The following is a 12,318-nucleotide window of genomic DNA, read 5'->3' as shown; positions in this document are numbered from 1 at the left end:
TAATGTTTGAAATGCATTTGGCAGATTCAACATTGAAAGATACGAGGCTATTCAAATGGTAATGTCTGACAATGCTTATTACTTTGTGGAAATAGGCTTTGTCAGGTTGATTGTCATTGTAACGGGCTGATTATTAGTGGCCATTCCCAGTCAGTGCAAGAGACGATAATATAGCAATGCTAACGATAAAAAATTAAACAGAAAAAGAATCAAACGGCTTAATTGCTGGCGTTTAACTTTTCTAGCTCAAGTCTTTTTGCTTCTTTTATTGCATTCTTTTGATACTTTAATTCTTTTACTTTAATCTTATTGTTTCTATCACGACTTTTTTTAATTAAATCGTTATCTAATTGATGTTGTTGGGATTTAGCTAATTTATCGTATAACACTACGTTGACTGAGGCAGCTAAATTCATACAACCTATGGTTGGAATGTACACCACGGCATCGGCTTTATTAATCACCTGTTGCTTAATGGTGCCATCTTCAGGACCAAATAAATACATCGCATTTTCTGGGTGCTCAAAATTTGGTAACGGGATTGCACCTTCAATCAAATCAACGCAAACTAATTTCATGCCTGGCTCTAAGGCAGTTAATAAGTCTTCATAATGTACTAGAGGCACTATTTCATGAACTTTTTGTGTATCTGCCGCTAAACGCACTGCACGATTAAATCTATCACCCGAATAAACGACTTTTTGGGCGTCATAACAGCCTGCTGCACGCATTGCGCCGCCAACATTGGATGAGCTTTTCGGATTAGTGAGGGCAATGATAGTGCGCGTTGTCGAATCTGTTACTGATGTTGTTTTATTTTCTGACATAACTTTATAACCATAACTTTTATGTAGTCACATTTGAACGTGTTAAATGGGGATATAAGCGGAAACAATAGTTTGTTTGGCTATCAAAGCAATGGCTTAATAGTGCGACTTATTGTATCGGTTTATTTAAAATCTCAGTGCTTTGTTTAAGCGTGCTTGCTTATTATATGGCACTGCATCTATTTTTTACTAGCTGTCTATTGTTTTAACTATAAGATTTTATATTTAAAGTCTTATAGTAAATACTTTTTATTAGATATTTTATGCTAGCCGCTACAGCTAGCATATCCAAAATAGTAAACTATAGCGCTTCGATTTGACCTAGTGATTCTGTAAATTCAGACAAACCTAACTCGATATCATCTTCATCACCTACCCAGTTAAGACCAACAATCACATCGTCTTCAACCAAGTCTTCAAGCCAAAATTCGAACCACTCAGCAAGTGGGATAGATGCTGGTACATAATCATCCCATTCTTCAATACAATGTATTTTTGCAAGAGCTTCAGAAGACCATAATGGCATTACTTCAGTTTCTTCGTAATTCATTGAGTCCATCACAACCCAATCACCACTCGCTTTGTCTTGCAGAGCCCATAAAAGTTGACTTTCTTTAACGTCATCTTGGAATTTTTCTAATGCGGCTGTGTTTTCAGTCATGGTGCTTCTCTCTTATCATGAAATGGTGGAACTAAAAACGCTTAGTATACGGGTTAAGTTAATAATTGATAGTGACAAATAGTGACGATTTTTAGCCTTTATAGCTTGTGTATTTTTACCCAATGAAGATGAACGCCTATAGGTTGTTGTTTTTATTTCTGGCATAATCGCGCTGACTTTAAAAGGAAAAATAATGGAATTATTGCAATTAACACATTTTGGAAAAACATTAAGACTCGAAGCATCGATGGCAGGGTGGCAACAATTGTATTGGGGCGAACAAATTGTTTCGCAAATTAGTGCTAGTGAATTTGCACAGGGCAAACGTTCACACCAATTTGAAATGCGTCAGCATAGAGCGACTAAAGAAACAACACAAGACCAGTTGTCTTTGGATAAGGCAAGCCCAAATGACGAGATATTCGATGCTGCCCAATCAGACAATGAATCAGACCAATCTAGTGTGCGTATTATTACCTGCCAGTTAGATGTTGACGTTGTTTGGCAGCCTTTTTTAGTAAGTTATTCGTTTTATGTTGATCAACAGCTTGTGGCCCAAGCTTCGCGTAATGAAAAAGATATTGAACAACAAACTCCGGTTAAAGTGGTTGCCGACCCGAAAAAGTTAAGCCTGATAGGAATAGGCTCTTTAGCACTGAAATTATTTAAGAGTGCAAAACTGATTAAAGTCGTGCTCGCTGGCGCAAGTATCGCGGCATACAGTTGGTTCTTTTCTTTTCAATTCGCAGCTGCATTGATCGCCTGTTTAGTGTTTCATGAGTACGGGCACATACGAGCAATGCAATACTTTGGAATGAAAACAAAAGGTATCTATTTAATCCCTTTTGTTGGCGGACTTGCGGTTTCCGATGAAAAAATTAATACCCGCTGGCAAGATGTGGTGATTTCTATTATGGGGCCAACTTTTGGCCTGATCATGTCGATTTTTTGTGTGATCATCTACTGGCTAACGGATAGTACGTTTTTTGCAGGGCTGGCGGCATTTAATGCACTTTTGAACCTATTTAATTTACTACCTATTTTACCGTTAGATGGTGGACATATTTTAAAAAGCATTAGTTTTTCAATGAATAGCAAAGTGGGGTTATTAGCCTGTGTTGTAGGCGCTGCTGCGGGTGTTTTCATTAGTTACGCATTGGGATTAGCTTTATTAGGTTTTATGCTTTTGATCGGGAGTGTGGAAATTATCTTTGAATGGAGAGCAAGGTTTAACAGTCATTTATTACCTTTAGACCGTTATGGTCAGATCTTTTCAACCGCTTGGTATTTACTGACCGTAGCTGGATTAGTGGGTATTATTTTTTACTTTGCAAAAACGGGTGACCAATTATTATCCTTACCGTTAATGATATTAGGTAGCTAACGAATCAGTTATTAACGCTAAACTCTGTATAGGGAATATTCTATCGATTAGTATATTCCCTACTATTCTCAGCTATTTTCAATCAAGGATAAAGGCAGATAACGAATACTGCCGTCTTTAAAATAAACACAAATACTCTTCTTTAAACACCTAATCATCTATAAAAGTAATCCCTAAAATTCATTTGGCTTATCACTGTAACACTACAAATCAAGATCGATTTTATCCAAGTGATAACAAATTAACGATTAAGGTTAACCATACTTAAAACTATTACTCATAACATATAAGCTTTTTTTTAAAAAAAAACACAATCTTTATGGGATTTTATGTTTAACAATTAATGCTAATAAAAAAACTAAAATAATTTCAATTAATTACATGACTTTTTGTCCTTATAACTATTCTCTATATCCTATCTGAATTAGTTACTGCATATTTATAAAAGAACCCTGCATAATACTTTCTAAATTATACATACCTTGTGACTTTGTAAGGAAACACATGAACAACAATAAAAGACTAACTCACCTTAAAGCACTTGAGGCTGAATCAATTCAAATTATGCGTGAAGTAGCGGCTGAATTTGATAATCCTGTAATGTTGTACTCAATAGGCAAAGATTCATCTGTTTTATTACACCTTGCGCGTAAGGCATTTTATCCTGGAAAAATTCCTTTCCCACTACTACATGTTGATACCGACTGGAAATTTAAAGAAATGATTCAATTCCGCGACAATTTAGCGGAAAAGTATGATTTCGACTTATTAGTTCATAAAAACCCTGAAGGCATGGCAATGGGTATGGGACCATTTACACATGGTTCTGCAAAGCATACCGATGTGATGAAAACACAAGGCCTAAAACAAGCATTAGACCATTACGGATTTGATGCGGCATTTGGTGGCGCACGTCGTGACGAAGAAAAATCACGTGCCAAAGAGCGTGTTTATTCTTTCCGTGATAAAAAGCACCGCTGGGATCCTAAAAATCAGCGCCCAGAATTATGGAATATTTATAATTCAAAAGTAGACCGTGGTGAAAGTATTCGTGTATTCCCACTTTCTAACTGGACTGAGCTTGATATTTGGCAATACATCTACCAAGAACAAATTGAAATGGTGCCTTTGTATTTCTCTGCACCGCGTCCTGTTGTTGAGCGTGATGGTTCTTTAATTATGGTTGATGATGATCGTATGCCACTTGAAGAAGGTGAAGTGCCTGAGATCAAAAATGTGCGTTTCCGTACATTAGGTTGTTACCCATTAACTGGTGCGATTGAGTCTGAAGCCAAAACGTTACCTGAGATTATTCAAGAGATGTTGCTGACCACTACTTCAGAGCGTCAAGGCCGAGTTATCGATAACGATTCTGCAGGTTCAATGGAAAAGAAAAAAATGGAAGGTTACTTTTAGGCCATTGCTTAAATAACCCAGTCCTATAGAGAGTTAAGGAAAAAAAATGACTAACGATACAAATTTAATCGCATCAGATATCGAAGAATATTTACGAGTGCATGAAAATAAAGACATGATGCGTTTTATCACCTGTGGCAGTGTAGATGACGGTAAATCAACATTAATTGGCCGTTTATTATATGACAGCAAGATGATCTTTGAAGATCACATGGCCGCAATCGAAAAAGATTCTAAAAAATTCAATACCACCGATAACACCTTTGACTTAGCTTTGTTAGTTGATGGCCTGCAATCAGAGCGTGAGCAGGGCATTACCATTGATGTTGCATACCGTTACTTTGCAACCGAACAACGCAAATTCATTATTGCAGATACACCTGGACATGAACAATATACGCGTAACATGGCGACTGGTGCATCTACTTGTGACTTAGCGATTATTCTGATTGATGCGCGCCACGGTGTGCAAGTTCAAACACGTCGTCATTCTTACATTTGTTCTTTATTGGGTATTAAGCATGTGGTTATTGCTATCAATAAAATGGATGCCGTTGGGTACGACCAAGACGTTTATAAAAAGATTAAAGCGGATTACCGTGAATTTGCTAAACAATTAAACATTGCTGATGTACGTTTTGTGCCGATTTCAGCGCTAAAAGGCGACAATGTTGTTAACCAAAGTGAAAATATGCCTTGGTACCCTGGTTCACCTTTATTGCGTCTTTTAAATACGGTGCAAATTAACAGTGATGCCAATGACCAATTCCGTTTAGGTGTACAATATGTAAACCGTCCTAATCTCGATTTCCGTGGTTTTGCAGGTACCATTGCATCAGGTGACATTCGTGTCGGTGATACGATTGAAGCATTACCATCAGGCAAACAAAGTAAAGTGAAAGAAATTGTTACTTTTGATGGCAATTTAGAAACTGCATATCAAGGGATGGCAGTGACGTTAACACTTGAAGATGAAATCGATATCAGTCGTGGTGACATGATTGTACGTCCGCATGAAAAACCACAGTCGACTAAAAACTTTGAAGCTGATGTTGTGTGGATGGATGAAAACGCACTACATGTTGACCGTGAATACATCATTAAAGTGGGCAGTAATACTACCGTTGGTGCTGTTACGTCGATTAATTATCAAACAGATGTGAACACTATTGAGCAAAAACCTGCCAACCAATTAGCATTGAATGAAATTGGTAGCTGTAATTTTGAAGTGGCAACAGAAGTACAATTTGATGCCTACGCATCGAATCGTGCGACCGGTGCTTTCATCATTATTGATCGTCTTACTAACGGTACAGTTGGTGCGGGTATGATCAAACAAGCTGTGGATGCTAAAGCATCAAATAAACCAGCTTATAGTGACTTTGAAGTTGAGTTTAACGCTTTAGTTCGCAAACACTTCCCTCATTGGGATGCAAAAGATATCCTAAAAGGATAGTTGCTCAATAGTGTCTGGTTGCCAGTTTATACTGGCAACTATACGCGCAGTTAACTGACGGCTTATTCATGACACTTCAATCTTATTTTGTACTTGCTGTTTTTATCTTTACCATCATTGGGTTAATTAATTTCCAACAACGTCCAAGCTTTGTATTTGGAGTGGCATTATTGACCTTATTCTCAACGCAGATGGTAACTACCGATCAAGTTATTAAAAGCCTTTCCAATGAAGGTTTATTGACGCTTATTTTATTAATGCTGTGTTCAATCGCGCTTGAAAAAACACGTTTATTACGGTTGGTTGCTATGAAAGTGATCCGGCCTAGCTATAGTGCAACGTGGGCTCGTTTATTTGGTTTTACGGTTATCTCTTCTGCTTTTCTGAATAATACTGCTGTTGTTTCCACTATGTTGGCACCGATTCGTAACAACCCTAATCATTGTGCTAGCAAATTATTAATTCCTTTATCTTATGCGGCGATCCTTGGTGGTACGTTAACCTTGGTTGGTACATCAACTAACTTGATTGTTAATAGTCTAGTATTGGATGCTAACTTACCATCGCTCGGTTTTTTCGACTTCACCTTAGTTGGTTTATGTCTTGTTGCTACCTGTGGATTTACCCTATATTTATGTCGCAGTATTTTGCCAGATAGAGACATGAAGCTTGGTAAGGCACAATCTTATTTTATCGAAGCAAAGGTAAACCCTGAATCAAGTTTGATAGGTAAAAGCATTGATCAAAATGGTCTGCGCCATTTACAGTCCTTATTTTTAGTTGAAATTATGCGTGGCGAAGTGCTGCTCACTGCAATCACACCAAGTGAAGTGCTACAGGCAAATGACAGGCTGATTTTTAGTGGCGATATATCTAAAGTAAGTCAATTACGATCCTTTGATAGATTGTCTATTTTTGCCGAGCACAGCGGGTTACCCATTGATAATTTACGAGAAGTGGTGGTACGTCCTGAAAGTATTTTAAGAGGAAAAACCCTTAAGTCGGTAGGATTTCGCTCGTTATTTGATGCCGCAGTGGTGGCAATTAAACGTGATGGTGAAAAAGTTTCTGGCAAAATTGGTAAGTTAAAAATAAAACCCGGTGACTTTTTAGTACTTGCGGTAGGTGAAGATTTTAAATCACGTAGAAATATTCGTAAGAATTTTATATTGTTATCTGATGTGGAGTTAGACTCGAGTCTATCAGGTAAAAAAGAAATATTAGCGATTGCAGGATTTTTTATTGCCATTACCTTAGCCGCATTGGGTTTGGTACCGCTGTTTAAAGCAGTTTTATTATTATTAGGTGTGTTGTTATTATCTGGCTGTTTGACCAGTAGCGAATTAGTGAGACGATTCCCCACGGATATTTGGGTGATTATTTCGTCTGCCATAGCACTTTCTTATGCATTACAAAATAGTGGAGTGATCGATAATTTTAATCAAATGATTAGTCATAATTCGATCCTACATAACCCACTGATGGCGCTTATTGCGGTTTATATTATTACGTTATTCTTAACAGAATTAGTCACTAATAACGCAGCCGCAGCATTAATCTTCCCTATTGCTTATGGATTAGCCGTGAGTATTGATGCCAATCCCATTGCCTTTATTATGGCGGTTGCGTTTGGAGCAAGTGCCAGTTTCATTAGTCCCTATGGTTACCAAACCAACTTGATGGTTTTTAATGCTGGGCAATATAAATTACAAGATTTTATTAAAATAGGCGTGCCAGTCAGCTTGGTTTATAGCGTGACTTGTATTATTGCGATTGTGTCTGTATTTGGTTTGTCATAATAACGTTTTAAAAAAATGCAACAAAAGTACTGTTATGGCAAACTTAAACATGATGTGAACCTGTATTTTTGATGCTTTAGTTTATCTGACAAAGCATCACAAAGGACGCTCGTATTGAGAGAATTGAAAACGATTTTAAGAGAGAATTAATATGAACAACCCCTATATAGAAAAAGATGTTGATGGCGAAAAATCATCGGATGTAGTTTGGCATCAAGCAAGCGTCTCTCATCAAGATCATTGTCACTTAAATGGCCATAAAGCCGCAGTGTTGTGGTTTACCGGGTTAAGTGGATCAGGCAAGTCAACAGTTGCTAATGCAGTGGATTTGATGTTGTTTCAGCATCAAGCTAAAACTTACGTATTAGATGGTGATAATGTACGCCATGGTTTGAATGGCGACCTGGGTTTTTCAGATAAAGATCGCGTGGAAAATATCCGCCGAGTAGGGGAAGTTGCTACGTTATTTGCTGATGCGGGGTTATTAGTGTCGACGGCTTTTATTTCACCCTTTGTTGCCGACCGCGAAATGGTTCGGTCACAGTTACCTGAAGGTCAGTTTATTGAAGTGTTTATCGATACTCCATTAGCGGTGTGTGAGTCACGGGACCCAAAAGGTTTATATAAAAAAGCACGTGCAGGTGAGATAAAAAACTTCACGGGTATTGATAGTGCCTATGAAAAACCCGTTAATCCTGAAATACATGTGCAAACTGATCAAAAATCTATACAAGCCTGCGCTCAACAAGTAATTGATTACTTGAAAGAAAATGAGTATCTATAATGCATTATGATGTCTTTAATGGTGATGCAGATGGCATTATATCTTTAATTCAATTGCGCCTTAGTAATCCTATACCCGCAACCTTGGTGACCGGTGTTAAAAGGGATATTCAATTATTGAAAAAGATTGAAATAGCAGCACAGGATACTGTCACAGTGTTGGATATTTCAATGGAGAAGAATAGTGCCTCTTTAATTGAAATGTTAAATAAAGGGCATGATGTATTTTATGCGGATCATCACCGTTGCGGTGATATTCCTGGCAATAAAAACTTAACTGCCCTAATAGATCTCGATGCAAATACTTGTACTGCTTTGATAATTGATCAGCATTTACAGGGGAAATTCCATAGTTGGGCTATTTGCGCAGCCTACGGAGATAACTTAATTGCTAAAGCAGATCAGCTTGCAATAGCTGCAGGTTATGGTCAACAGCAAAGAGCACAATTACAAGAGTTAGGTACGTTAATTAATTATAATGGTTATGGTAGCCAGTTATTGGATCTGCATTATGATCCTGCTGAGTTATACCGTTTGCTGTTAAATTACTCCTCTCCCTTTGATGTGATAGCTGATCCAAACTCACCATTTTCCAAGCTGCAATCTGCTTACCAAGAAGATCTTGATAAGGCATTAGCGATTTCATCGCAATACAGCTCAGCATTATTAAGTATTTTTGAATTACCAGATCAAGCTTGGTCTCGCAGAATTAGTGGTGTTTTCGGTAATTTATTAGCCAATCAACAACCTGATAGTGCCTTTGCCGTATTAACTGAGAACTCAGACAAAAATTATCTCGTTTCACTTAGAGCACCGCTTAATAATAAACAAGGTGCTGGTGATATTTGTAGTCAATTTGAAACTGGAGGGGGTAGGGCTGCCGCTGCGGGTATTAATAATTTATCGAGAAATGAGTTATCACGGTTTATTGAATTAGTAGAGTTGCAGTATAAAAGTTAATGCGATAAAGCGTTTATATAAGTGCTAGCTATAAAAACCATGTATAAAAAACCTAGCTGTACAAGCTACTACCTGATAAAGCATAGGTAGTAGCAGACAAGTCTATGCCCGACTGTTTATGCTTTTTAGTTATTTTAATTTTTAGTAATTTCAATTGATAACTATTAATTTACTTTTATGAAAGTATTAAGGTTTCCGACAAACAATCTGTGCAATCGCTCGGTCAGGATTGTGCTTGATGCCTTCAAAATAAAATAATACTTCCCAATCTTTAAAAAGTGATTTGAGTTCACCTTCTTTTAATAAAAATTGGTCGCTATTTGGTCGCCCAAATTGTTTGTTTTGTTTAGTGAATGTTTCATAAATGACAAAACTACCGGCTTTAACTGATTTTTTTAGCGCATCAAATAATGGTCGATGTAAGTACCTAAAAATTATCACACCTTGCAATTGCATTTTACTGAGTTTGATTGCATCAATTTGTGTTTCAGATTCAAAGTCAGCACACCAAACATTACTCTGTTCGACATTTTCATGTGTAACTAAATGATCTAGATACACTTGTTGAATATCGGCAAACAACATATCAATGTTATGTTGCTTTAAATACAAACCATTTTGGCCTTTACCACAGGCTAAATCGAGCACTTGTCCTTGCTCTGGTTTGAAAAGATGTTGATAGTCTTGCAATAATTGCGCACTTACCATTATTTAACCTTACTTGCCGTTAATATATTTTGTTTGTTGGATCTTATTTTATTTACTTTATCGTCATTTACACAGATTAATTTACTGTAATGCTTCAATAAGTTCTTTTACGTTTTTAAGTGCTATGATTTTTTGGTCACCTTTAACAAACTGTTGCATTGATGCATGATAGGCAACTGAGGGAATGAATATTTGTTTTTTACCATGGCTTAAGGCTTCTCGTACGCGCGGTACAATTTGTGGAATTTGACGTAATTCACCGGTTAATGCTAATTCACCAATAAACACTGCATCGTTAGGTAAGGGTTTAGAGTTAATAGAGCTGAGTAACGCAGCAGTCACCGCCATATCCGTTGATGTTTCTGAATCGGCCATCTTTAAACCACCCACTAAACTGATATTAATATCGTAATAGGTGGGAATGCCGCCGTGTTTTTTTAATACGGCGGTAATTAATGATAAACGACTGTAGGAAACACCAATACAGTTACGAATAGATTTTTCACCTTCAACTTCAGTCGCTAATGCTTGAATTTCGATTAATAAATTTCGAGCGCCATCTTTGATAACTGAGATAGCAGAACCTTCAAAGTGCTCTTCACTGCCCGATAAAAATAAACGACTTGGGTTATCAACGGAGCGCATGCCTTTTTCTGTCATTTGGAAAATACCCACTTGCTCAGTATCACCAAAACGGTTTTTATCGGCGCGTAAAATACGCACTGACGCGTCATTTACTTCTATATGAATCGCAGTATCGATAATATGTTTGAGTGTTTGCGGACCAGCCATTTGCGAGTTTTTATTTACCTGTCCCACTAAAATTAAGGTGATCCCATGTTGTTTGCATAATCGATTTAATATTTTTGCGCAGGTTTTAACTTGTGTGACACCTCCTGCGGAACCATCAACAGAGTTGGACTCAAATGCTTGGATTGAATCGGCAATTAAGAATTTAACGTTATTTTCGATACATTGATTAACGATATCTTCAATACTGTCAGTGTCAGATAATAAAAAATTAGCTTCATTAAAATTTAAGTTTAAACGTTCGATACCGCGTTTTGCCCATTGGCTTAAACTTTCTTCGGCGGTGACATATAAAGTGGACATAGTTTGTGACATAACTGATGCCACTTTAGTGAGTAGGGTGGTTTTGCCTGAACCCGGATCACCGCTGATCAATACCACTGAACCTAATGTAATACCATCACCTAATACACGGTCTAATTCACTTAAACCAGTAGAAACACGTTGTGCATTTTCTACTTGTACCGATGAAATTCGCTTTACACCATTGGTGGTTACACCCGCGTATCCACCTGCTTGGTTACGATTGATAGCTGCATTAACAGATTTAGTGGTACTTGATGCTTCACGGAATTCAGTGATCGTGTTCCAAGCTTTACATTCCCCACATTGACCTTGCCATTTGGTATAGTCTGCTCCACAGTCACTACATACATATGAAATTTTTGTTTTTGCTTTTGCCATTATAGGTTCCGTATTTTAAAGCTGGTGTTGTTAATAAATAGTCAGTGTTTGAAGTCGCTATTCTTTTAAAGTCTGTCGTTCATATAAAGTTTGCTTAGATAAGTATTATTCATCTAACGCTATATTTTCATTAAATAATTTAATCGCTTGGTTTGATTTAGCGTAGTCATAACCATGAGAAGTTAAATGACGTAGCGCTTTACTCTTTTGCTTTTGATCGTCGATAGATACTCTGAATTTTTTAGAAAGTAATAAACATGCTTCGTCGAGATCGTTAAAGCTAGGCGTTGGAAAGTTTTCATTATGTGATTCAATGGCTAATGCAATATCACTAAAATTATGACCTTTGGCCTGTAAAAATCCCATCGCTTTTTGCTTTAGATGCTGAGTGACAATTGCCTCATTATATTTGTTGTCTAATAGTTGTTGCGCAGCATCAATATAATTAAACACATTTTCATCAAGCGTTTGTTTAATCAAACGTTCACTGATCCCTTTCTGTTTTAAGTCTTGTTTAATGCGTGTTTCACCATAACCTTTATTGCGAGAGCTACGTAAAAAAGATTCAGTAAAACGTTGATCATCAAGATAATTATAATCTAAGCATTCATTAATGACCGCATCAATCCAGTCTTGATTGTCGGTTTTACGTTGTAATTTTTTTAATAACTCAGCTTGGCTATGATCTCGACGAGATAGATGCCAAAAAGCACTACGACGTACGCCTTCAATATCCTTTGCTATCTTAATGGGTTTATTAGCAAACATAATTGACTCACTTAAGTGTGTTTATATACAGTATAACGTTGTTGTGTGGAAAATTATACGCG

The 12,318-nt window shown here is 37.1% G+C and carries 11 protein-coding genes; 6 read left to right on the top strand and 5 right to left on the bottom strand.

The window, feature by feature from the left end:
- Nucleotides 1–218 precede the first annotated feature (218 nt).
- Together MT391_RS04860 and MT391_RS04855 are read right to left on the bottom strand one after the other, a co-directional pair.
- Nucleotides 219–827, bottom strand: coding sequence for an RNA methyltransferase (locus tag MT391_RS04860; RefSeq protein ID WP_166369180.1), 609 nt, complete (start codon nt 825–827; stop codon nt 219–221).
- Nucleotides 828–1,128: 301 nt separating this feature from the next.
- Complete coding sequence (locus MT391_RS04855; RefSeq protein ID WP_166369182.1) at nt 1,129–1,488, bottom strand: DUF2750 domain-containing protein; 360 nt, start codon at nt 1,486–1,488, stop codon at nt 1,129–1,131.
- Nucleotides 1,489–1,681: 193 nt separating this feature from the next.
- Between MT391_RS04855 and MT391_RS04850 the strand changes: the two genes are divergently transcribed.
- The 6 genes from MT391_RS04850 to MT391_RS04825 all read left to right on the top strand — a co-directional run bounded on the left by MT391_RS04850 (nt 1,682) and on the right by MT391_RS04825 (nt 9,286).
- The gene (locus MT391_RS04850; protein WP_499497085.1) at nt 1,682–2,872 is read left to right on the top strand and encodes a site-2 protease family protein; all 1,191 of its coding nucleotides are present in this window, start codon (nt 1,682–1,684) and stop codon (nt 2,870–2,872) included.
- A gap of 504 nt (nt 2,873–3,376) precedes the next feature.
- The gene (gene cysD, locus MT391_RS04845) at nt 3,377–4,288 is read left to right on the top strand and encodes a sulfate adenylyltransferase subunit CysD (protein WP_499497084.1); all 912 of its coding nucleotides are present in this window, start codon (nt 3,377–3,379) and stop codon (nt 4,286–4,288) included.
- Nucleotides 4,289–4,334: 46 nt separating this feature from the next.
- A complete protein-coding gene (gene cysN, locus MT391_RS04840) occupies nt 4,335–5,744 on the top strand; it encodes a sulfate adenylyltransferase subunit CysN (protein ID WP_499497083.1) in 1,410 nt (469 codons plus the stop codon).
- 68 nt (nt 5,745–5,812) lie between these two features.
- Nucleotides 5,813–7,543 (top strand): SLC13 family permease, encoded by a 1,731-nt coding sequence (locus MT391_RS04835; RefSeq protein WP_499497082.1) that lies wholly within the window; start codon nt 5,813–5,815, stop codon nt 7,541–7,543.
- Between the two features lie 151 nt (nt 7,544–7,694).
- Nucleotides 7,695–8,327 carry an adenylyl-sulfate kinase gene (gene cysC / locus MT391_RS04830; protein WP_166369192.1) on the top strand — a complete coding sequence of 211 codons (633 nt, stop codon included), beginning with the start codon at nt 7,695–7,697 and terminating at the stop codon, nt 8,325–8,327.
- Nucleotides 8,327–9,286, top strand: a complete 960-nt coding sequence (locus tag MT391_RS04825; RefSeq protein WP_499497081.1) for a DHH family phosphoesterase — start codon at nt 8,327–8,329, stop codon at nt 9,284–9,286. The genes cysC and MT391_RS04825 overlap by 1 nt, the downstream gene beginning before the upstream one ends.
- 186 nt (nt 9,287–9,472) lie before the next feature.
- Here MT391_RS04825 and MT391_RS04820 read toward each other — a convergent pair whose 3' ends face one another.
- The 3 genes from MT391_RS04820 to MT391_RS04810 all read right to left on the bottom strand — a co-directional run bounded on the left by MT391_RS04820 (nt 9,473) and on the right by MT391_RS04810 (nt 12,256).
- Nucleotides 9,473–9,994: a class I SAM-dependent methyltransferase gene (locus tag MT391_RS04820; protein WP_499497080.1), complete on the bottom strand. Its 522-nt coding sequence runs from the start codon at nt 9,992–9,994 to the stop codon at nt 9,473–9,475.
- Nucleotides 9,995–10,075: 81 nt separating this feature from the next.
- Complete coding sequence (gene radA / locus MT391_RS04815) at nt 10,076–11,488, bottom strand: DNA repair protein RadA (protein WP_499497079.1); 1,413 nt, start codon at nt 11,486–11,488, stop codon at nt 10,076–10,078.
- Between the two features lie 105 nt (nt 11,489–11,593).
- Nucleotides 11,594–12,256: a regulatory protein RecX gene (locus tag MT391_RS04810; RefSeq protein WP_166369200.1), complete on the bottom strand. Its 663-nt coding sequence runs from the start codon at nt 12,254–12,256 to the stop codon at nt 11,594–11,596.
- Between the last annotated feature and the right edge of the window lie 62 nt (nt 12,257–12,318).

Source organism: Vibrio sp. 1-Bac 57, assembly GCF_037546855.1.
Taxonomy (GTDB): Bacteria; Pseudomonadota; Gammaproteobacteria; order Enterobacterales; family Psychromonadaceae; genus Psychromonas.
Note: the sequence above shows the minus strand (reverse complement) of the source record. Positions and strands in the feature narration are given on the sequence as shown.